At 63.0% G+C, this 21,282-nt stretch carries 18 protein-coding genes and 2 tRNA genes; 2 read left to right on the plus strand and 18 right to left on the minus strand.

The window, feature by feature from the left end:
* The 10 genes from nusA to rlmE all read right to left on the minus strand — a co-directional run bounded on the left by nusA (position 1) and on the right by rlmE (position 8,617).
* On the minus strand, positions 1-1,482 hold the full coding sequence (gene nusA, locus FIV02_RS19260; protein WP_037050815.1) for a transcription termination factor NusA: 1,482 nt from the start codon (positions 1,480-1,482) through the stop codon (positions 1-3).
* Between the two features lie 157 nt (positions 1,483-1,639).
* Positions 1,640-2,098: a ribosome maturation factor RimP gene (rimP, locus tag FIV02_RS19265; protein ID WP_037050820.1), complete on the minus strand. Its 459-nt coding sequence runs from the start codon at positions 2,096-2,098 to the stop codon at positions 1,640-1,642.
* A 128-nt stretch (positions 2,099-2,226) separates the two neighbouring features.
* A tRNA-Met gene (locus tag FIV02_RS19270) sits at positions 2,227-2,303 on the minus strand.
* 96 nt (positions 2,304-2,399) lie between these two features.
* Positions 2,400-2,485, minus strand: a tRNA-Leu gene (locus tag FIV02_RS19275).
* A 7-nt stretch (positions 2,486-2,492) separates the two neighbouring features.
* On the minus strand, positions 2,493-2,870 hold the full coding sequence (secG, locus tag FIV02_RS19280; RefSeq protein ID WP_047592286.1) for a preprotein translocase subunit SecG: 378 nt from the start codon (positions 2,868-2,870) through the stop codon (positions 2,493-2,495).
* A gap of 3 nt (positions 2,871-2,873) precedes the next feature.
* Positions 2,874-3,629 (minus strand): triose-phosphate isomerase, encoded by a 756-nt coding sequence (tpiA, locus tag FIV02_RS19285; RefSeq protein ID WP_152489530.1) that lies wholly within the window; start codon positions 3,627-3,629, stop codon positions 2,874-2,876.
* Positions 3,630-3,694: 65 nt separating this feature from the next.
* A complete protein-coding gene (glmM, locus tag FIV02_RS19290) occupies positions 3,695-5,032 on the minus strand; it encodes a phosphoglucosamine mutase (protein WP_037050825.1) in 1,338 nt (445 codons plus the stop codon).
* A 13-nt stretch (positions 5,033-5,045) separates the two neighbouring features.
* Positions 5,046-5,897, minus strand: a complete 852-nt coding sequence (gene folP / locus FIV02_RS19295; protein WP_152489531.1) for a dihydropteroate synthase — start codon at positions 5,895-5,897, stop codon at positions 5,046-5,048.
* 8 nt (positions 5,898-5,905) lie between these two features.
* Entirely contained in the window at positions 5,906-7,819 is a 1,914-nt protein-coding gene (ftsH, locus tag FIV02_RS19300; protein WP_037050830.1) for an ATP-dependent zinc metalloprotease FtsH, read from the minus strand.
* 174 nt (positions 7,820-7,993) lie between these two features.
* Entirely contained in the window at positions 7,994-8,617 is a 624-nt protein-coding gene (gene rlmE, locus FIV02_RS19305; protein ID WP_037050834.1) for a 23S rRNA (uridine(2552)-2'-O)-methyltransferase RlmE, read from the minus strand.
* A 90-nt stretch (positions 8,618-8,707) separates the two neighbouring features.
* Between rlmE and yhbY the strand changes: the two genes are divergently transcribed.
* Entirely contained in the window at positions 8,708-9,019 is a 312-nt protein-coding gene (gene yhbY / locus FIV02_RS19310) for a ribosome assembly RNA-binding protein YhbY (RefSeq protein ID WP_152489532.1), read from the plus strand.
* 154 nt (positions 9,020-9,173) lie between these two features.
* On the opposite strand, the gene FIV02_RS19315 is transcribed toward yhbY, so the two are convergent.
* From FIV02_RS19315 to grpE, 8 genes are all read right to left on the minus strand, one after another.
* A complete protein-coding gene (locus tag FIV02_RS19315; RefSeq protein WP_152489533.1) occupies positions 9,174-9,611 on the minus strand; it encodes a DUF4149 domain-containing protein in 438 nt (145 codons plus the stop codon).
* Positions 9,589-10,065 carry a transcription elongation factor GreA gene (greA, locus tag FIV02_RS19320; RefSeq protein WP_037050841.1) on the minus strand — a complete coding sequence of 159 codons (477 nt, stop codon included), beginning with the start codon at positions 10,063-10,065 and terminating at the stop codon, positions 9,589-9,591. Before greA ends, FIV02_RS19315 begins: the two co-directional genes overlap by 23 nt.
* Positions 10,062-13,283 carry a carbamoyl-phosphate synthase large subunit gene (gene carB / locus FIV02_RS19325; RefSeq protein ID WP_037050844.1) on the minus strand — a complete coding sequence of 1,074 codons (3,222 nt, stop codon included), beginning with the start codon at positions 13,281-13,283 and terminating at the stop codon, positions 10,062-10,064. Before carB ends, greA begins: the two co-directional genes overlap by 4 nt.
* Positions 13,284-13,319: 36 nt before the next feature.
* Positions 13,320-14,468, minus strand: a complete 1,149-nt coding sequence (gene carA / locus FIV02_RS19330) for a glutamine-hydrolyzing carbamoyl-phosphate synthase small subunit (protein ID WP_152489534.1) — start codon at positions 14,466-14,468, stop codon at positions 13,320-13,322.
* A gap of 188 nt (positions 14,469-14,656) precedes the next feature.
* Entirely contained in the window at positions 14,657-15,460 is an 804-nt protein-coding gene (gene dapB, locus FIV02_RS19340) for a 4-hydroxy-tetrahydrodipicolinate reductase (protein WP_134675650.1), read from the minus strand.
* Between the two features lie 85 nt (positions 15,461-15,545).
* Positions 15,546-16,676: a molecular chaperone DnaJ gene (dnaJ, locus tag FIV02_RS19345; RefSeq protein ID WP_037050852.1), complete on the minus strand. Its 1,131-nt coding sequence runs from the start codon at positions 16,674-16,676 to the stop codon at positions 15,546-15,548.
* A gap of 158 nt (positions 16,677-16,834) precedes the next feature.
* On the minus strand, positions 16,835-18,751 hold the full coding sequence (dnaK, locus tag FIV02_RS19350) for a molecular chaperone DnaK (RefSeq protein ID WP_047592267.1): 1,917 nt from the start codon (positions 18,749-18,751) through the stop codon (positions 16,835-16,837).
* A 99-nt stretch (positions 18,752-18,850) separates the two neighbouring features.
* Positions 18,851-19,420 (minus strand): nucleotide exchange factor GrpE, encoded by a 570-nt coding sequence (gene grpE / locus FIV02_RS19355; RefSeq protein WP_037050856.1) that lies wholly within the window; start codon positions 19,418-19,420, stop codon positions 18,851-18,853.
* A gap of 160 nt (positions 19,421-19,580) precedes the next feature.
* On the opposite strand from grpE, the gene recN reads away from it, so the two are divergent.
* A complete protein-coding gene (recN, locus tag FIV02_RS19360; protein ID WP_150606480.1) occupies positions 19,581-21,257 on the plus strand; it encodes a DNA repair protein RecN in 1,677 nt (558 codons plus the stop codon).
* Positions 21,258-21,282 lie beyond the last annotated feature (25 nt).

Genomic DNA, 21,282 nt, shown 5'->3' on the forward strand with positions numbered 1-21,282 from the left:
TTATTCGAACCAGTGGGCTCGAGCGGCCATGATCAGCTTGCCGGCACGCTCTTCGTCGATGCCGTCGATGTCGAGCAGGTCGTCAATCGACTGCTCGGCCAGGTCTTCACGGGTAATCACGCCGCGCAGCGCAAGCTCCAGAGCCAGCGCCTTGTCCATGCCTTCCAGTTCCAGCAAATCATCTGCCGGATGGGCATCGGCCAACTTCTCCTCGTTGGCGATCGCCTTGGTCAGCAGACGATCCTTGGCCCGTGCACGCAGCTCGTTGACGATGTCCTCGTCAAAGCCATCGATGCTGAGCATTTCTTCCATGGGTACGTAGGCAATCTCTTCGAGACTGGTGAAACCCTCTTCGACCAGGACTTGAGCCAGTTCTTCGTCGACTTCCAGCTCGTCGATGAAGGACTGCATGATGTCGCCGGTTTCCGCCTGCTGCTTGGCCTGGATGTCCGCCTCGGTCATCACGTTCAGCGTCCAGCCGGTCAGCTGACTGGCCAGGCGCACGTTCTGGCCACCACGACCGATGGCCTGAGCCAGGTTGTCCTCGCCAACGGCGATGTCCATGGCATGGGCATCTTCATCGACGATGATCGCTGCCACTTCGGCCGGCGACATGGCGTTGATCACGAACTGCGCAGGATTGTCATCCCACAGCACGATATCCACGCGCTCGCCGCCCAGCTCGCCGGACACGGCCTGCACGCGCGAACCGCGCATGCCGATGCAGGCGCCCTGCGGGTCGATACGCTTGTCCTTGGAGCGCACGGCGATCTTGGCGCGCGAACCCGGATCACGGGAGGCGGCCTTGACGTCGATCAGCCCTTCGGCGATCTCCGGCACTTCGATACGGAACAGCTCGATCAGCATTTCCGGCGCGGTGCGCGACAGGATCAGCTGCGGGCCGCGGTTCTCGGTACGGATTTCCTTGAGCAGGGCACGCAGACGCACACCGACGCGGAAGGTTTCGCGCGGGATGATGTCTTCACGAGCCAGCAGCGCCTCGGCATTGTTGCCGAGGTCGACGATGACGTTGTCGCGGGTGACCTTCTTCACGGTACCGGAGATGATCTCGCCCAGACGCTCGCGATAGGCATCGACCACTTGCGCACGTTCGGCTTCGCGCACTTTCTGCACGATGACCTGCTTGGCGGTTTGCGCGGCGATACGACCGAACTCGATGGAATCGACCTTCTCTTCGAGCACGTCACCGATCTTGGCATTGGCCTCGACCGCCTGCGGCATGTCGTCGGTCAACTGGTAGGCCGGGTCCTCGAACTCGGACTCGTCGACCACCGTCCAGCGACGGAAAGTCTCGTAGCTGCCATTGTGTCGGTTGATCGACACACGCAGATCGACTTCGTCTTCGAAACGTTTCTTGGTGGCGGTCGCCAGAGCCAGCTCCAGCGCCTCGAAAATCACGCCGGCCGGTACACCCTTTTCATTGGATACCGACTCAACAACCAGCAGTACTTCTTTGCTCATCGTACGCCTCGCCTCTCGCAATCCATTGGTTCTGCGCAATCTGCGTCACGTTCACGCCAGTGGCGCTACATTCGTGCACGGCCGCGCTACCTTCGCGTCATCTGCGCCCCGTGCTGCGAACCATCGCGGAGCACGGCAACGACACAGACAGCGCGTCTCAATCAAATCGGGGGATGATATTGGCCTTGTCGATCAAGTCGATCGGCAACAGGTACTCGTGGTCATCCACCTGCACCACCACGTCCTGCTCCTCCACACCACGGAGAAGGCCCTGGAAGTTGCGCCGCCCGTCGAAAGGCGAGCGCAGCTTGATCTTCACCTGCTCACCGACATGTGTCGCGAACTGTTCAAGGGTGAACAACGGGCGATCCATGCCAGGAGAAGAAACTTCCAGCGTGTACTCCGAGGAAATCGGGTCCTCGACGTCGAGCACACCACTTAGCTGACGGCTGACGATCTCGCAATCGTCGATCAGGATGCCATCTGCCTTATCGATATAGACACGCAGCAGCGAATGACGCCCCTGCGACAGGAACTCGATGCCCCAACATTGATAACCGAGCGCCTCGATTACCGGGGCCAACAAGGCCTGCAACTGTTCTAGCTTGCTCGACACTTAACGGCCCTCGTGCATGCTGTGCAAATAAAAAATGGGCGAAACGCCCATCCCTTCAATCCGCAAAAATCGCTGCGGACACTGTCTTTCAGCTAACAAAAAGCCCCTGAAAAGGGGCCTGCTGAAACTGGTTGCGGGGGCTGGATTTGAACCAACGACCTTCGGGTTATGAGCCCGACGAGCTACCAGACTGCTCCACCCCGCGTCAAAGCTGGGCCGGAATTATACGGCCACCCCCTGGCGAGGGTCAACCAACACTCCAGCAACAAGAAAGCCCGCTAACAGCGGGCTTTCTTGAGTATGGTACCGAGGAGGGGACTCGAACCCCTACAGCCTATGGCCACTACCACCTCAAGGTAGCGTGTCTACCAATTCCACCACCTCGGCAAAACGGTTACTGCTCTGGAGCCTCCGGCACATCCGAAGCTTCGGATGCTGGGGCTTGCTCCTCGAGCACCGGCACGTCTTCGACCGCCGGCTTTTGCTGAACTTCCAGAACCGCTGGATCAGGAAGACCAACCTGTGTCAGTGCATCAGCTTTTTCTTTAGCAAAGTACGCTAAACCCAAGCTGGTAATGAAAAAAGCTGCGGCGAGTATACCAGTAAACTTACTCAGAAAGGTAGAGGAACCTTGGCTTCCGAATACAGTTGCCGAAGCACCCGAACCGAACGACGCACCGGCGTCAGCACCTTTACCCTGCTGCAACAACACCAGCACCACAATCCCGATCGCACCCAGCAGGTGCAGAACAACAATGACTGTTTCCAGCATTCTTCAGTTTCCTGCAGCGCGACAGATCGCACCGAATTCATCCGCATTCAGAGAGGCTCCACCCACGAGCCCCCCATCGATATCCTGCATGCCGAACAACTCGGCTGCACTGGCGGCCTTGACACTACCGCCATAAAGAATTCTCAGCCCGTTTGCCACCTCAGCATCCAGCTGCGCAACCTGCGCGCGGATCGCTGCGTGCACTTCCTGAGCCTGCTCAGGCGTAGCGGTCAAACCGGTGCCGATGGCCCATACAGGCTCATAAGCCACAACAGCCTGCTTCAGAGACTCGACACCCAGGGCATCGATCACTGCGGCCAACTGACCTCCCACCACACCCAGCGTTGCATTCGCCTCACGCTGCTCACGGGTCTCACCGAGGCAGAGCACGGGAATCAAGCCCGCTTTCTGAACGGCCGCAAACTTGCCGACCACCACCTCATCGCTCTCGCCCAGAATCAGACGACGCTCGGAGTGACCGACCAGCACAAGCTCGCAACCGCCATCGACCAGCTGGCTCGTCGCCAACTCACCGGTCAGGGCACCCTGCTCCACCTGCGCCGCGCAATCCTGCGCTCCGACCTTCACTGCACCATCCGCCAGACCGTGAACGACCTGGGCGATATGCAGACTGGAGGGAAACACCGCGACATCAATCCCGACAGGCAACTCCTGCCGGCACAGCCCTTCGATCAGCTCTGCGACGCTGGCGCGGGTACCGTGCATTTTCCAGTTACCGGCGACCAAGGGGCGACGCATGTTTTACCTCGTCGATCAAAGAGGGCGCAGATGTTACCCAAGAGCACCCTCGGTAGCAAGCTCAATCAAGCACAGACTTCGGCAACAATCTTAGCTAATTCATCAGCATAGCCACGGACGCTGCTTTCCTCGTCGCCCTCGACCATCACCCGCACCAGCGGCTCGGTACCGGACTTGCGCAGCAACACGCGACCGCGACCGGCCATCTGCTCGGTCACACGGGCACACGCATCCTTCACCGACGGGTGCTCCAGCGGATCGACAGCCCCCGACAGACGCACGTTGACCAGCACCTGCGGGCACTTCTTCAGGTCGCTGCGCGCCTCGACCAGGGTCTGCTGGCGTCGTTTCAGCGCCATGAGAACCTGCAGAGCGGCGATGATGGCATCACCCGTGGTGGTGTGCTGGAAGCAGACCAGGTGTCCCGAGTTCTCGCCACCCAGCAGCCAGTTGCGCTCCAGCAGCTCGGCGATCACGTAGCGATCCCCCACCTTGGCGCGCACGAAAGGAATGTTCAGCTGCTCAAGCGCCAGCTCGAGGCCCAGATTGCTCATCAGCGTACCGACCACGCCACCGCGCAGACGCCCACGCTCCTGCATGTCGCGCGCGATGATGAACAGCAGTTCGTCGCCGTCGACGACCGCACCGTACTGATCGACCATCAGCACGCGGTCGGCATCACCGTCGAAGGCGATGCCGAGATCGGCCTGCTGTGCCACGACCTCGGCCTGCAACGCCGCGATATGGGTGGAGCCGCAGCCATCGTTGATGTTGAGGCCATCGGGCTGCGCCGAGATGACCCGCACTTCGGCACCCAGCTCGCGGAACACGCTGGGCGCCACCTTGTAGGCAGCGCCATGGGCGCAATCGATGACGATCTTCAGGCCCTTGAAGCTGGTACCACTGGGCACGCTGCCCTTGCAGAACTCGATGTAGCGACCCGAGGCGTCGTTGATCCGCGAAGCCTTGCCGATGCCGGCAGACTCGACCACGGTCATCGGCTGATCGAGCAACTCCTCGATCATCATCTCGACATCGTCCGGCAGCTTGGTGCCTTCGCTGGAGAAGAACTTGATGCCATTGTCGTCATGCGGATTGTGCGAGGCGCTGATGACGATACCGGCATCAGCCTGGAAGGTCCGCGTGAGGTAAGCGATGGCCGGCGTCGGCATCGGACCGAGCAGCTGTACGTCGGCACCGGCAGCCGCCAGACCTGCCTCGAGGGCGGACTCGAACATGTAGCCGGAGATACGCGTGTCCTTGCCGATCAGGATGCGGCATTTGCCCTGCTTGCGAAATGCCATGCCTGCAGCCCAGCCGAGCTTGAGCATGAAATCAGGGGTTATCGGAAACTGCCCGACATGGCCACGGATGCCATCGGTGCCGAAATATTTTCTAGCCATCAGTCTTTCCTTGTTATTGCGCTGCTTCAACCGCAGCGACCATGCGCACCACGTCCACCGTTTCGGCGACATCGTGCACACGCAGAATATGTGCGCCCTTGGTCAGCGCCAGGGCAGCCAGCGCCAGGCTGCCGTAGAGCCGCCCGCCAACCTCATGGCCAAGCACCTTGCCGATCATGCTCTTGCGCGAGACGCCCACCAGCAGCGGCCGGCCCAGCGCGGAGAGCTCGCCCATGTGCCTGAACAAGGCCAGATTATGCTCCAGCGTCTTGGCAAAACCGAAGCCCGGATCGAGCACGATCCGCTCAGCGGGGATACCGGCAGCCGCGCATGCCGCCATGCGCTCGACGAGAAAGTCCCGCACTTCGGCGACGATATCCGGGTACTGCGGGTTGTCCTGCATGTTGCCCGGCTCGCCGCGCATGTGCATCAGGCACACCGGCAGGCCACTGTCGGCGGCGGCGTCCAGCGCACCATCGCGCTGCAGCGAGCGCACATCATTGATCAACCCCGCCCCCAGCCTCGCACTCTCGCGCATGACCGCGGGCGTCGAGGTGTCGACCGAGATGATGACGTCCAGCTCACGCGCGATGGCCTCGACCACCGGCGCGACTCGCTCCAGCTCCTCGGTCGGCGACACGGCCCGGGCGCCAGGACGGGTGGATTCACCACCGACATCGATCAGCGTGGCACCGGCATTGACCATCGCCTCGGCATGCCGCAACGCAGCATCGCGCGCCGTGAAGCGACCGCCATCGGAGAAGGAATCAGGGGTGACATTGAGGATGCCCATCACGTGCGGACGGGACAAATCAAGAAGCCGGCTGCCACAGGGCAGCCGGCTCGGGTGTTGCGCAAAGGACATAGGCGACCTTAGTGCTCGGCAGCAGGACCGCCGATTGGCTTCTCGGGACGACTGGGCTCATCGACCTTGGCCTGCGGCGCACCGGAGTCGCCACCACCATCCCAACCACGTGGCTCGCGGGGCTCGCGGCCATTCATGATGTCGTCGATCTGCTCGGAGTCGATGGTTTCGTACTTCATCAGCGCTTCGGCCATGGCGTCGAGCTTGTCGCGGTTTTCCACCAGCAGGCGCTTGGCCGTGTCGTAGCACTCGTCGATGATGCGACGCACTTCCTCGTCGATTAGCTTGGCGGTTTCACCGGACACGTTGCTGTGCTGGCTGCCCATGCTGCGTCCCAGGAACACTTCGCCTTCTTCCTCGGCGTACATCAGCGGACCCAGCTTCTCGGACAGCCCCCACTTGGTGACCATGTTCTTGGCCAGCTGAGTGGCGCGCATGATGTCGTTGGAAGCACCGGTGGTGACGCCATCGAAACCCAGGGTCATCTCCTCGGCGATACGGCCGCCGAACAGCGAGCAGATCTGGCTGATCAGGGCGCGCTTGCTCAGGCTGTAACGATCCTCTTCCGGCAGGAACATGGTCACGCCCAGGGCACGACCGCGCGGAATGATGGACACCTTGTAGACCGGATCATGCTCGGGCACCAGACGACCGACGATGGCGTGACCCGCCTCGTGGTAGGCCGTGTTGAGCTTCTCCTTGTCGGACATGACCATGGTCTTGCGCTCGGCGCCCATCATGATCTTGTCCTTGGCCAGCTCGAACTCCTTCATTTCCACCAGACGCTTGCCTGCACGGGCAGCGAACAGGGACGCCTCGTTGACCAGGTTGGCCAGATCGGCACCGGAGAAGCCCGGGGTACCCCGCGCGATGACTGCCGCATTGACGTCGTCGCCCATCGGCACCTTGCGCATGTGCACTTTCAGAATCTGTTCGCGACCACGGATGTCGGGCAGGCCCACCACCACCTGGCGGTCGAAGCGGCCGGGACGCAGCAGCGCCGGGTCGAGCACGTCGGGGCGGTTGGTGGCCGCGATGACGATGATGCCATCGTTCATCTCGAAGCCATCCATCTCCACCAGCAGCTGGTTGAGCGTCTGCTCGCGCTCGTCATGACCGCCGCCCATGCCGGCGCCACGGTGGCGACCCACGGCGTCGATCTCGTCGATGAAGATGATGCACGGCGCGTGCTTCTTGGCCTGGTCGAACATGTCGCGGACACGGGAAGCGCCGACACCGACGAACATTTCCACGAAATCGGAACCGGAGATGGTGAAGAACGGCACCTTGGCCTCGCCCGCCACGGCCTTGGCCAGCAGCGTCTTACCGGTACCGGGGGAACCGACCATCAGCACGCCACGCGGGATGCGCCCACCGAGACGCTGGAACTTGCCCGGGTCACGCAGGAACTCCACCAGCTCGCTGACTTCTTCCTTGGCCTCGTCGCAACCGGCGACATCGGCGAAGGTGGTCTTGACCTGGTCCTCGGAGAGCAGGCGCGCCTTGGACTTGCCGAAGCTCATCGGCCCGCCCTTGCCGCCCGCACCGCCCTGCATCTGGCGCATGAAGAACATGAACACGGCGATGATCACCAGGATCGGGAAGCTCGCTACCAGCAGCTGGGTCCAGATGCTCTGCTGCTCAGGCTGCTTGCCCTCGATGACCACGTTGTTGTCGATCAGGTCACCGATCAGGCCGCCGTCCTGGATCGCCGGGCGAATGGTCTTGAAGCCTTCGCCGTCGGTGCGCTTGCCGGTGATCACGTAGCCGTCGACGGTCACGCGCTCGACGCGCCCTTCCTTGACCTGCTCGATGAACTGCGAGTAGCTCAGGGTCTGCGGCTCGCTCGGGCTGGAGAAATTGTTCATCACGGTGACCAGCACCGCCGCGATGATCAGCCACAGGATGAGATTCTTTGCCATGTCGTTCAATTAGCTACCCTCTGAAGCAGGCCTCGTGGCGAAGCGCGCTTCCCATGACGACCAATGATATACCGGCCTAACTTACACCAAACGCCCACATCCCGCAGGCACCGTCTGTAACCCTTTATGAGGGTTGTACTACCTGAGACCAGCAGGTCAGGCCGTCGTTGCAACTCACAACCCGCGAAAGCCCCGCGCCAGCAGGTACTGCTCACGAGAGCGATCGCGCGACGACAACGGCTTGCGCATCTGCACCTTGTCGAAGGTGTCGCGCACCTGCCGGTGATAGGTATCGAACCCCTCACCTTGGAAAATCTTGATCAGGAAGTCCCCGCCCGGACGCAGCACGCGCCCGGCCAGGTCCAGCGCCAGCTCGCACAGATACATCGCGCGCGCCTGATCCGCCGTCCTCACCCCACTCATATTGGGGGCCATATCGGAAATAACAAGGTCAACCGGGTTTTCCCCGATGGCGGCGAGGATCTGCTCGAACACGGCATCATCGGTGAAGTCGCCCTGGATGAAGGTCACATCCGGAATGCTGTCCATCTCCAGGATGTCGGAGGCGATCAGACGCCCCTTGTCACCGATCACCCGGCTGGTGACCTGCGACCAGCCACCCGGCGCGGCGCCGAGGTCGACCACGGTCATGCCGGGACGCAGGATGCGATCCTTCTCCTGGATTTCCAGCAGCTTGTAGCTGGCGCGCGAACGATAGCCGTCCTTCTGCGCCATCTTCACGTAAGGATCGTCGAAATGTTCTTTCAGCCAACGCTGGCTGGTCTTGGAACGTGCCACTGAAACCTCGGACTCAACGGGTCATGAATAACTGCGCGGGCTCGGGTAAGATAGGCGCCGTTTTCCAGACCGAATTAGGTACTAACGATTATGCCGCTCACTCAAGAGCAGAAGAAACAATTCAAATCTATCGGCCACCACCTGAAACCTGTATTGATCGTGGCCGACAATGGTTTGACCGAGGGCGTGCTGGCAGAGCTGGACCGTGCCCTGAACGATCACGAGCTGATCAAGGTACAGCTGCGCCTCGCCGAACGCGAGGACCGCCAGGCCGCCATCGCGGCCCTGTGCGAAAGCGGCCGCGCTGAACTGGTCCAGTCGATCGGCAAGGTCGCCCTGCTCTATCGCAAGAACCCCAAGCCGAATCGCAACCTGTCCAACGTCATTCGCTACCAGGGCTGAACCAGCTGCAAGCTGCAAGCTGCAAGCTGCAAGCTGCAAGCTGCAAGCTGCAAGCTGCAAGCTGCAAGCTGCAAGCAAATCAGGATAAACGTCCTGCCACTCAAGTACGCCAGGCGCTTCGCGCTGCTTTTACTCGAGGCTTGTCGCTTGCGGCTTATGGCCGCTCTTTCCCCGGCACGGGTTGCAGCACCAGCAGCAACCCGCAGAATGCCATGACCAGATAGCTGAAGCGTAGCCAGTACTCGGCCCCAGGCCAGTAGTGCAGCGCGGCGAAATGACTCAGCGCCATCGCCGCGACGGTCAGCAGCAGCTGCCCGCGCACATCCCGCAGCAAGCTGGCCAGCCCTTCGACACGCAGCAGCGCCAGTGCCTGCAGGGCAACGCCCACTGCCGCCAGGCCCACCAGCAGCGGCATCAGGCGCGCCGCGATCTCCTGCACCAGCAAAGGCGCCAGGCCGGCCTGTTCAATGGCCGGCAGGACGATGAACTGCAACACCCAGATGCCGCCGACCCAGAGGGTCTGGGCCAGCTGCCAGCTGACAGCGGAGGCCCGTGACGACTGGCGCGGCTTATACGTGGCGGACTTCGACAATCTCGTACTCGACCAGGCCACTGGGGGTCTGCACGCCGACGACATCGCCTTCGCTCTTGCCCACCAGGGCGCGCGCGATGGGAGATGCAACGGAGATCTTGCCCTGCTTGATGTCGGCTTCGTCTTCACCGACGATCCGATAGGTCACGCTCTCGTCGGTCTCGACGTTGGCGATTTCCACGGTGGAACCGAAGATCACCTTGCCGGTGTGCTCGATGGTGGTGACATCGATGATCACCGCATTCTGCAAACGACCTTCGATATCACGCACGCGCGCCTCGACCATGCCCTGCTCCTCGCGGGCGGCATGGTATTCGGCGTTTTCCTTGAGGTCACCCAGCTCACGCGCCTCGGCGATCGCCTGGCTCAGGGCCGGACGACGCACCTTGGTCAGGTGCGCCAGTTCTTCTTCCAGGGCGCGAGCGCCCTGGACGGTCATGGGGTACTTGTTCATGCCTTGATTCCTGCATGCAGATCCTGCAGCCGACGCACGGTCTTCTCCGGACCGAACTTGAGCGCCTCACAGACCGCCTGACCCGCCGCGATGGTGGTGGTGCAGTAGATCTTGTGCTGCAGGGCGTTACGACGGATCGAGTAGGAGTCAGCAATGGACTGACGCCCCTCGGTGGTATTGATGATCAGGGTGACCTCGTCGTTCTTGATCATGTCGACCACGTGCGGACGACCTTCGGTCACCTTGTTCACACGGCGTACCGGCAGGCCGGCGGCCTCGATCACCTTGGCGGTACCGGCAGTGGCGACGACTTCAAAGCCCAGGCTGACCAGGTCGCGAGCGACCTGCACGGCCTCGGCCTTGTCATCCTCGCGCACGCTGATGAAGGCACAGCCGGTGTTCGGCAGGATTTCGCTGGCACCGACCTGGGCCTTGGCGAAGGCTTCACCGAAGCTGTCGCCGACACCCATCACCTCACCGGTGGATTTCATCTCCGGGCCGAGGATCGGGTCGACACCCGGGAACTTGGCGAAGGGGAACACCGCTTCCTTGACGCTGAAGAACGGCGGAATGATTTCCTTGGTGTAGCCCACTTCGGCCAGGCTCTTGCCTGCCATGACGCGCGCCGCCACCTTGGCCAGCGACTCGCCGACGCACTTGGAGACGAACGGCACGGTACGCGAGGCGCGCGGGTTCACCTCGATGACGTAGATGTCTTCGCCCTGTACGGCCATCTGCACGTTCATCAGACCGACCACGCCGAGTTCCAGGGCCATTTTCTTGACCTGCTCGCGGATCTCGTCCTGGATGTGTGCCGGCAGCGAGTACGGCGGCAGCGAGCAGGCGGAGTCACCGGAGTGCACGCCGGCCTGTTCGATGTGCTGCATGATCGCGCCGATGACCACAGTCTCGCCGTCGCTGACCGCATCCACGTCCACCTCGATGGCGCAGTTGAGGAAGCGATCCAGCAGCACCGGGCTGTCGTTGGAGACCTTCACCGCTTCGCGCATGTAGCGCTTGAGCTCTTCTTCCTGGTAGACGATTTCCATCGCCCGGCCGCCCAGTACATAGGACGGACGCACCACCATCGGGTAGCCGATGTTCTTCGACAGGGCCAGGGCCTCGTCTTCGCTGCGCGCGGTGGCGTTGGCCGGCTGACGCAGGTTCAGGCGCTGCACCATCTGCTGGAAGCGCTCACGGTCTTCGGCACGGTCGATGGCCTCGGGGCTGGTACCGATGATCGGTACACCGGCTTCTTCCAGGGCGCGGCAGATCTTCAGCGGAGTCTGGCCGCCGTACTGGACGATGACGCCCTTGGGCTGCTCGACACGGACGATTTCCAGCACGTCTTCCAGGGTCACCGGCTCGAAGTACAGGCGATCGGAAGTGTCGTAGTCGGTGGAGACGGTTTCCGGGTTGCAGTTGACCATGATGGTCTCGTAACCGTCTTCACGCATGGCCAGCGCCGCATGCACGCAGCAGTAGTCGAACTCGATGCCCTGGCCGATACGGTTGGGACCGCCGCCGAGGATCATGATCTTGTCGCGGCCGCTCGGCTTGGCCTCGCACTCTTCCTCGTAGGTGGAGTACATGTAGGCGGTGTCGGTGGCGAACTCGGCAGCGCAGGTATCCACGCGCTTGTACACCGGCAGCACTTTCAGCTTGTGGCGATGGGCACGCAGGCTCTTCTCGGAAACGCCGAGCAGCTTGGCCAGACGCGCATCGGAGAAGCCCTTGCGCTTGAGCTTGAACATCAGGTCGTAGTCGATGGCCGACAGACCCAGGGTCTGCACGGTGGCTTCGTCCTTGATCAGATCCTCGATCTGCACCAGGAACCACTCGTCGATACGGGTCAGGTCGAACACTTCGGCGACGCTCTTGCCGGCGCGGAAGGCATCGGCCACGTACCAGATGCGGTCGGCGCTGGGCACGGTCAGCTCACGACGCAGGGTGCTCTCGGCTTCCGGGTCGTTCAGGTCGAGCTTCGGATCGAAACCGGCAACGCCGACTTCCAGACCGCGCAGGGCTTTCTGCACCGACTCCTGGAAGGTGCGGCCGATGGCCATGACCTCGCCCACGGATTTCATCTGGGTGGTCAGGCGGGCGTCGGCCTTGGGGAATTTCTCGAAGGCGAAGCGCGGAACCTTGGTCACCACGTAGTCGATCGACGGCTCGAACGAGGCAGGGGTACGCCCGCCGGTGATGTCGTTCTGCAGCTCGTCCAGGGTGTAGCCGACGGCCAGCTTGGCGGCGATCTTGGCGATCGGGAAGCCGGTGGCCTTGGAGGCCAGCGCCGAGGAACGCGATACGCGCGGGTTCATCTCGATCACGACCATGCGCCCGGTGTTCGGGCAGATGCCGAACTGCACGTTGGAGCCACCGGTTTCCACGCCGATCTCACGCAGCACCGCCAGCGAGGCGTTGCGCATGATCTGGTATTCCTTGTCGGTCAGGGTCTGCGCCGGCGCGACGGTGATCGAGTCGCCGGTGTGCACGCCCATCGGATCGAAGTTCTCGATGGAGCAGACGATGATGCAGTTGTCCTTCTTGTCGCGGACCACCTCCATCTCGTATTCCTTCCAGCCGATCAGCGATTCGTCGATCAGCAGCTCGTTGGTCGGCGACAGGTCCAGACCACGGGCGCAGATTTCCTCGAATTCTTCACGGTTGTAGGCGATGCCGCCGCCGGTGCCGCCCATGGTGAAGCTCGGACGGATGATGCAGGGGAAACCCACCATCTCCAGCACGCCGTAGGCTTCTTCCATGCTGTGGGCGATACCCGAGCGCGGGCAGGCCAGGCCGATGTCCTTCATCGCCTTGTCGAAGCGCGAACGGTCTTCGGCCTTGTCGATGGTGTCGGCGTTGGCACCGATCATCTCGACACCGAACTTTTCCAGCACGCCGTGGCGCTCCAGATCCAGCGCGCAGTTCAGCGCGGTCTGGCCACCCATGGTCGGCAGCAGTGCGTCCGGACGCTCCTTCTCGATGATCTTGGCCACGGTGGCCCACTTGATCGGCTCGATGTAGGTGGCGTCGGCCATGGCCGGGTCGGTCATGATGGTGGCCGGGTTGGAGTTCACCAGAATGACGCGGAAACCTTCTTCCTTCAGCGCCTTGCACGCCTGGGCGCCGGAGTAGTCGAACTCGCAGGCCTGGCCGATGACGATGGGGCCGGCACCGAGGATCAGGATGCTTTTGATGTCTGTACGTTTTGGCATGATCGTTACTCGAATCCTTAGGTCAGTCGGCGGGGCTTAGCGGCGCTTGGCCATGGCTTCGATGAAGCGGTCGAACAGCGGGGCCACGTCGTGCGGGCCCGGGCTCGCCTCGGGGTGACCCTGGAAGCTGAAGGCGTCCTTGTCGGTACGCTCGATGCCCTGCAGGGTGCCGTCGAACAGCGACTTGTGGATCGGGCGCACGTTGCCCGGCAGGCTGCTTTCGTCCACGGCGAAACCGTGGTTCTGGCTGGTGATCATCACCACGCCGCTGTCGAGGTCCTGTACCGGGTGGTTGGCACCGTGGTGGCCGTGGCCCATCTTCAGGGTCTTGGCGCCGGAGGCCAGCGCCAGCAACTGGTGGCCGAGGCAGATGCCGAATACCGGAATGTCGGTTTCCAGCACGTCCTTGATCGCCTTGATCGCGTAGTCGCAGGGCTCGGGGTCGCCTGGGCCGTTGGACAGGAACACGCCATCGGGATTCAGCGCCAGCACTTCGCTGGCCGGTGTCTGGGCCGGCACCACGGTGAGGCGGCAGCCGCGCGCGACCAGCATGCGCAGGATGTTCAGCTTGACCCCGTAGTCGTAGGCGACCACGTGATACGGCAGGTCGGCAGCGGCGATCTGCGGATGGCTGTCGCTCTCCAGGCTCCACACGCTGGAGCGCCACTCGTAGGGCTTGTCGCAGGTGACTTCCTTGGCCAGGTCCATGCCCTTGAGGCCCGGGAAGCTGCGTGCCAGCTCCAGCGCCTTCTCTTCGGTGGCCTCAGCGCCAACCAGAATGCAGCCGTTCTGCGAGCCTTTCTCGCGCAGGATGCGGGTCAGGCGACGGGTATCGATACCGGCGATGGCGACCGTACCGTTCTCTTTCAGGTACTCGTCCAGCGGCTGCTTGTCGCGCCAGTTGCTGGAGATCAGCGGAAGGTCGCGAATGATCAGGCCGGCGGCCCATACACGGTTGGACTCGGCATCTTCCGGCGTGGTGCCGGTGTTGCCGATGTGCGGGTAGGTCAGGGTAACGATCTGCTGGGCGTAGGATGGATCGGTAAGGATTTCCTGATAGCCGGTCATGGCGGTGTTGAACACCACCTCTCCGATGGTCTGGCCATCGGCCCCGATAGATTCGCCGCGAAAAATACTGCCGTCAGCAAGGGCTAAAATGGCAGGTTTGGGGGCTGGCTTAGTCAAGAAGACCTCCGTCACGATCAAGGCTTGAAGCAAACGCAGGTTGTAAAAAAGCGGGATGACGTGTGAAGGTCATCCCGCTTTTTTATTTGAGCCATTCTGCGTAACTTTTAGTGGACACACTAAAACAGGAAGCTTACAGGAAAACCCTTTTTCGGTCCACCCGCCAGGACGCTTCCGTCACACATTTCTCAACGCAGCCCCAGCACGTCCTGCATGTCGTACAGCGCTGGCGAACGCGACTGCAGCCAGAGCGCCGAACGCACCGCGCCCTTGGCGAAGGTCATGCGGCTGGAGGCCTTGTGGGTGATCTCCACGCGCTCGCCCTCGGCAGCGAACAGCACGGTGTGATCACCGACCACATCGCCGGCACGCACGGTGGCGAAACCGATGGTCTCGCGCTCACGCGCCCCGGTCTGCCCTTCACGGCCATACACGGCGACCTTCTGCAGATCACGCCCCAGGGCATCCGCGACCACCTCGCCCATGCGCAGCGCCGTGCCCGACGGGGCATCGACCTTGTGGCGGTGATGGGCTTCGATGATCTCGATGTCCACATCGTCACCCAGCACGCGCGCGGCGGTGTCGAGCAGCTTCAGGCACAGGTTGACACCAACGCTGAAGTTGGCGGCGAAGACGATGGGAATCTGCTTGGCCGCCTCGCTCAGCAGCTGTTTCTCCTCCGGGGTGAAGCCGGTGGTGCCGATGACCATGGCCTTGCCGGCCTGACGGCAGACTTCCAGGTTCTTCAGCGTCACCGAGGGATGGGTGAAGTCGATCAGCACGTCGAAATCATCGACCACCGCCGCCAGCTCACCGGCCAGCGTCACACCGATCTTGCCCAGCCCGACCAGCTCGCCTGCGTCGGCACCGATCAGGCTGCTGTCGGCACGGTCGATGGCCGCGCTGAGCTTCGCGCCCTCGGCCTGGCTCACGGCTTCGATCAGGGTCTTGCCCATGCGCCCGGCGGCGCCCATCACTGCAATACGTTGCATAACATCAGCTCCAAGCTGCTGGCTTCAAGCCACAGGCCAAGTGCAAGAGTCTCTTGCAGCCTGTCGCCTGTGGCTTGCCGCTCAATTAAACGTCGCCGAAGAAGCGCTTGACGCCTTCGAACCAGCCACTGGCCTTGGGCGAGTGGGAATCATCGCCCTGCAGCGACTTGCGGAACTCCTCGAGCAGCTCGCGCTGACGCTTGGTCAGGTTGACCGGCGTCTCCACCGCGACACGGCACATCAGGTCACCGGCCGCACCACCGCGCACCGGGGCCACGCCCTTGCCGCGCAGGCGGAACAGCTTGCCGGTCTGGGTGCCTTCCGGAATCTTCAGCTTGACCCGGCCGTCTAGGGTCGGCACTTCCAGCTCGCCACCCAGCGCCGCGTCGGCGAAGCTGATCGGCACTTCGCAGTACAGATGTTTGCCATCGCGCTGGAAGATCGCATGTTCACGGACGTTGACCACCACATAGAGGTCACCGGCCGGGCCGCCATGCGCGCCGGCCTCGCCTTCGCCGGACAGGCGGATGCGATCACCGGTATCGACACCTGGCGGCACCTTGACCGACAGCGTCTTGCTCTCTTCCACGCGCCCCTGACCATGGCAGCTGCCACAGGGGTCGGTGATCATCTTGCCGCTGCCGTGGCAACGCGGGCAGGTCTGCTGCACCGAGAAGAAGCCCTGCTGCATGCGCACCTGGCCGATACCACCGCAGGTGGTACAGGTCACCGGGCTGGTGCCCTTCTTGGCGCCGGAGCCATCGCAGGTCTTGCAACCCACCAGGGTCGGCACGCGAATGGTCACGGTGGTGCCGCGCACGGCTTCTTCCAGGTCCAGCTCCAGGGTGTAGCGCAGGTCACTGCCACGCTGGGCGCCGCCGCGCGAACCGCCGCGACCGCCACCGCCGAAGAAATCGCTGAACACGTCGCCGAAGATGTCGGAGAAGTTGGCGCCACCGAAACCGGCGCCGGCGCCACCGCCCATCTGCGGATCGACCCCGGCATGCCCGTACTGGTCATAGGCCGAGCGCTTACTGGCGTCGGAGAGCACCTCGTAGGCCTCGTTGGCCTCCTTGAACTTCTCCTCCGCCTCCTTGTCGTCCGGGTTGCGGTCCGGGTGGAACTTCATCGCCAGACGCCGATAGGCCTTCTTCAGCTCGGCCTCACTGGCGCCGCGCTCGACCCCCAGAACCTCGTAATAGTCTCGTTTTGCCATAGTTGTGCTGCACTCTCAGATTCGTGAGCTCCAGATACGCCGACGCGGGAGAAGGCTCCCGCGCGGCGTATCCTGACCGCCAGATGCGACGGCGGAGCGAAAAGCAGAGGGCGACACGCCCTTCGCTCCCGGAGGGGCGAAAGGCGTGCGCGCATCCCTTACTTGTTCTCCTTGACCTCTTCGAACTCAGCGTCGACCACGTCGTCACCGGCATCCTTGGCGTCACCGGCGTCCGCCTGGGCGGCACCGGCTTGCGGCTGCTCGGCGTACATCTTCTGCGCCAGCGGCGTGGTGGCCTCGGACAGGGCGTTCATCTTGGCCTCGATGGCTTCCTTGTCGTCACCCTTCAGTGCGACTTCCAGTTCACCGATGGCTTTCTCGATGGCGGCCTTCTCGTCGGCAGTCGCCTTGTCGCCCGCCTCGGTGAGCATCTTGCGGGTGGCGTGCACCAGCTGGTCGCCCTGGTTGCGCGCAGTGGCCAGCTCTTCGAACTTGCGGTCTTCCTCGGCGTTGGCCTCGGCGTCACGCACCATCTGCTCGATCTCTTCCTCGGACAGACCGGAGTTGGCCTTGATCACGATGGACTGCTGCTTGCCAGTGGCCTTGTCCTTGGCGGACACGTGCAGGATGCCGTTGGCATCGATATCGAAGGTCACTTCGATCTGCGGCACGCCACGCGGAGCCGGCGGAATCTCGGCCAGGTCGAACTTGCCGAGGGACTTGTTCTGCGCCGCCTGCTTGCGCTCGCCCTGCAGCACGTGAATGGTCACGGCGCTCTGGTTGTCGTCGGCGGTGGAGAACACCTGCGACTTCTTGGTCGGGATGGTGGTGTTCTTCTCGATCAGCGCGGTCATCACGCCACCCATGGTTTCGATACCCAGGGTCAGCGGGGAAACGTCCAGCAGCAGCACGTCCTTGACGTCACCGGCCAGTACCGCGCCCTGAATGGCAGCGCCCATGGCCACGGCTTCGTCCGGGTTGACGTCCTTGCGCGGCTCCTTGCCGAAGAACTCGGCAACGGTCTTCTGCACCAGCGGCATGCGAGTCTGACCACCGACCAGGATCACGTCGTCGATCTTGCTGACGTCGATGCCGGCATCCTTCAGCGCGGTGCGGCACGGCTCGATGGTGCGCTGCACCAGGTCCTCGACCAGCGACTCCAGCTTGGAGCGGGAGATCTTCACGTTCAGGTGCTTCGGACCGCTGGCATCCGCAGTGATGTACGGCAGGTTGACGTCGGTCTGCTGGCTCGAGGACAGCTCGATCTTGGCCTTCTCGGCAGCTTCCTTCAGGCGCTGCATCGCCAGCGGGTCACCCTTGAGGTTCATGCCGGTTTCTTTCTTGAACTCGTCGACGAGGTAGTCGATCAGACGAATGTCGAAGTCCTCACCACCGAGGAAGGTGTCGCCGTTGGTGGCCAGCACTTCGAACTGGTGCTCACCGTCGACTTCGGCGATCTCGATCACCGACACGTCGAAGGTACCGCCACCCAGGTCATAGACGATCACGGTGTGGTCGCCCTTGGCCTTGTCCATGCCATAGGCCAGCGCAGCCGCGGTCGGCTCGTTGATGATGCGCTTGACGTCCAGACCGGCGATGCGACCGGCATCCTTGGTGGCCTGACGCTGGCTGTCGTTGAAGTAGGCCGGAACGGTGATCACCGCTTCGGTGACCGGCTCGCCGAGGTAGTCCTCAGCGGTCTTCTTCATCTTCTTCAGCACTTCGGCGCTGATCTGCGGCGGGGCCATCTTCTGGCCGTTGACCTCGACCCAGGCGTCGTTGTTGTCAGCCTTGACGATCTTGTACGGAACCATCTGGATGTCTTTCTGCACGACATCCTCGTCGAAACGACGACCGATCAGACGCTTCACCGCATACAGGGTGTTGTGCGGGTTGGTCACGGCCTGGCGCTTGGCCGACTGGCCAACCAGGGTTTCGCCGTCGTTGGCGTAAGCGATGATGGACGGCGTGGTGCGAGCGCCTTCGGCGTTCTCCAGCACCTTGACGTTGCCGTTTTCCAGAATGGAGACGCAGGAGTTGGTGGTCCCCAGGTCGATACCGATGATTTTGCCCATGAAAATTCTCCCGAAACTTTGATTTTTCCGTCGCCTCGCTTCGCAGGCGCCGGTAGCACTAAAACGCTTGACTCAGAAATGGGGTCGCCCCCGAAAATTTCAAGCCTGCTCGTCGATGGACGGCGGCGGCGTGGTCGGCGCCTTGCTCACCACGACCATGGCCGGGCGCAGCAGGCGGCCATTGAGCAGGTAGCCCTTCTGGAACACCTTGAGCACCGAGTTCGGCTCGACGTTGACACTCTCTTCCATCGCCATGGCCTGGTGATGCTCCGGGTTGAACGGAGCGCCATGCGGGTCCAGCGTTTCCAGCTGATGACGCGCCAGGGTGTCGATGAACAGTTTGAGGGTCAGTTGCATGCCCTCGCGCACGCCCTTGATCGCTTCGTCGTCCGGGCTGGACAGCTCCAGACCACGTTCCAGGCTGTCGACGACCGGCAGCAGGTCGTTGGCGAATTTTTCCAGGGCGAACTTGTGCGCCTTCTCCACGTCCTGCTCGGCGCGACGACGCACATTCTGCAGCTCGGCCGCCATGCGCAGCGACTGGTCCTGCGCTGCAGCCAGCTGCTCTTCCAGTGCCTGCACGCGAGCCGCCAGGTCATCGCTCGGCGCGACATTCTCGGCCGCCTGAGCCTCGGGGTTCTGCGTATCCAGGTTCTGTTCGTCAGCCATGCCTATCTCCTCTCGAATGAATCGGCGCGAGTCCGGCCCGCGCACCTGCCCGCCTATATGGAGTCAAATCCACAGCTTTCAAGGGGCGATAGAGGAGGATTGTCAGGGAAAGAAAAAACACTGTATAAATAACCAGACATCAAATTCGGGAGCGTTCGCCATGCTGGTGCACCTGTCCATACACAACTACGCCATCGTCGACCACCTGGACCTCGAGCTGGATGCCGGCATGAGTGCCATCAGCGGCGAGACCGGTGCCGGCAAGTCGATCATGCTCGATGCCCTCGGCCTGTGCCTGGGCGACCGTGCCGACAGCGGCGTGGTGCGCCCCGGCGCGGACAAGGCCGACATCCTCGCCAGCTTCGACCTGGCGGAGATCCCCGAAGCCCGCAGCTGGCTCGCCGAGCGCGACCTGGACAGCGACGGCCCGTGCATCCTGCGCCGGGTGATCACCGCCGAGGGGCGCTCGCGCGGCTACATCAACGGCAGCCCCTGCCCGCAAGCCGACCTCAAGGCGCTCGGCGAGCTGATCATCGACATCCACAGCCAACATGAACACCAGTCGCTGCTCAAGAGCGACACCCACCGCCGCCTGCTCGACGAGTACGCCGGCAGCCAGGAGTTGGCGCGCCAGGTGCAGCTGGCCGCACAGCGCTGGAAGCAGACGCGCAACGACCTGCAGCGCATTTCCAGCCAGGGTGACGAGCAGCGCGCCCGCCACCAGCTGCTCAGCTACCAGCTGGAAGAACTGGAAAACCTGGCCCTGGGCGAGAACGAACTGGACGAGCTGGAGCGCGAACACAAGGCTCTGAGCAATGCCGAAGCGCTGCTCGGTGCCTGTCGCCAGGTACTCGAGCTGTGCAGCGAAAGCGATGCCGGCAACGTGCTGTCGGCGCTGACCGCCAGCCTCAACCGGCTTGGCGCCTTTGGCGGCCAGGGCGGCGCGCTGGGCGAAGCGAGCAACCTGCTGGCCAGCGCGCAGATCCAGGTCGAGGAGGCCGTGGGCGAACTGAACCGCTTCGTCGATCACTTCGATGCCGACCCGCAGCGCCAGCAGTACCTCGAAGAACGCCTGGACACCATCTACACCCTGGCCCGCAAGCACCGCATCCAGCCCACCGAGCTGGCCGCCCTCCAGCAACGACTGTTCGAGGAACTGGAGAGCCTCAATGCCGACGACCAGGCCAGCGAGCGCTTGGCCGAGGAACTGGCCGCCTACGCCCGCCATTACCAGGAGAAGGCCGCCGAACTCAGCGCACTGCGCGGCAGCGCCGCCGAGCGCCTGGCCGCAGCCGTCGAGCAGGAGATGCAGGCACTGGGCATGCCCGGCGGGCGTTTCAGCATCCAGCTGCAGAGCATGAACAGCGAAGAGCCGCAGGCCAATGGCCTGGAAACCGTGGAATTCCTGGTCAGCGCCAACCCCGGCCAACCGTTGCGCGGCCTGGCCAAGGTGGCCTCGGGCGGCGAGCTGTCACGTATCAGCCTGGCAATCCAGGTGATCACCGCACAGACCTCGCGCGTCCCGACGCTGGTCTTCGACGAAGTGGATGTCGGCATTGGCGGCCCGACCGCCGAGGTCGTCGGGCAACTGCTGCGCCGCCTGGGCGAGCGCGGCCAGGTCCTCTGCGTGACCCACCTGCCGCAGGTGGCTGCACAGGGCCATCAGCACCTGTTCGTCCACAAGCGCCGCGGCGAAGAGGCCACGTCCACGGCCGTGAGCAGACTGGACGAGAACGGCCGCGTCGAGGAAATCGCGCGCATGCTCGGCGGCGTCGACCTGACCGAAGAATCCCTTGCGCACGCGCGCAAGATGGTCACCAGCGCGCAGGCCGCCTGAGACAACCATCGCCGCAGCCGGGTGT

Origin of the sequence: Pseudomonas sp. THAF187a (assembly GCF_009363395.1) — a bacterium.
GTDB classification, from domain to species: domain Bacteria; phylum Pseudomonadota; class Gammaproteobacteria; order Pseudomonadales; family Pseudomonadaceae; genus Aquipseudomonas; species Aquipseudomonas khazarica.